Here is a 918-nt window from a genome sequence, read left to right on the forward strand (position 1 = left end):
GTGCGACCTGCAAGTCGCGTGAGTCTCTGTTTCACTGGAGCATTTATGACCTGATGAAACCGGTTGTTCCATCAACCGTTCCCTACCCGGACACGCGGAGCCGGTAACAGCTCGGTGTGAAGCTCTGGGGACAACGTAGCCGCCGGATACCCGGTACGCTCAGCCGCGAGGCGAAGCGGAATCTGCCAGCACGAAGGCGGAGAGGAGCAAGGGATGAGTGGGTACGACCAACATATGTGAACTTCGGTTAAACGTCGTGAGCTTTAACAAGCCAAACGTGCTGATAGGCTTGAACCAAAATGGTACGCGGTGAGGAATGGTCTTTGAAGATTGGGCCATCATGGACAGCACACCGCCGGCGAAGAAGAAGGGTCCGCCCCACTCGGAGATTCATGTGGAACAGGGTAAGCCCATAGTGCCGCCGGCAACGGCAGGCGAACCGCAAGGAACGCTGTTGACGCTGTGGGTAAAGGAATGCGGAGAAAGCGAACGCCCGGCTGTAATGGACGGGATACGGGCTGCAACATTGCCTGACGCGAAAGCGGGCAGACTTCCGCACGGTCATTCATGGCGAGATAACTTGAGCAATCGTTGTACGCGGGAGAGCAGATGACAGGGATCGATACCGAAGCGCAAGCGAGGACTATCGACGCTGGTGCGCCCGTGCGCGCTGAACAGATGTGGAACCAGGCGAACTGGCCTCGCATCGAGACAGACGTGAGACGACTTCAGGTGCGTATCGCCAAGGCAACTCGAGAAGGCCGGTGGGGCAAGGTGAAAGCGTTGCAACATCTGCTGACTCGCTCGCATAGCGGCAAGATGCTAGCCGTGAAGCGAGTGACAGAAAATCGCGGCAAGAGAACGCCGGGGGTGGACGGTAAGATATGGACGTCCCCGGCGGCTAGATGGATGGGAATG

Annotated in this window: 1 protein-coding gene; it reads left to right on the forward strand. The window is 58.0% G+C overall.

What is annotated here, in order from left to right:
- Positions 1–609 precede the first annotated feature (609 nt).
- Positions 610–918, forward strand: a 309-nt coding sequence (locus tag J8I34_RS34195; protein ID WP_209808596.1) for a reverse transcriptase N-terminal domain-containing protein, incomplete at its 3' end; no start/stop codon positions are given.

This window comes from Cupriavidus phytohabitans (assembly GCF_017815025.1).
Classification (GTDB): Bacteria; Pseudomonadota; Gammaproteobacteria; order Burkholderiales; family Burkholderiaceae; genus Cupriavidus.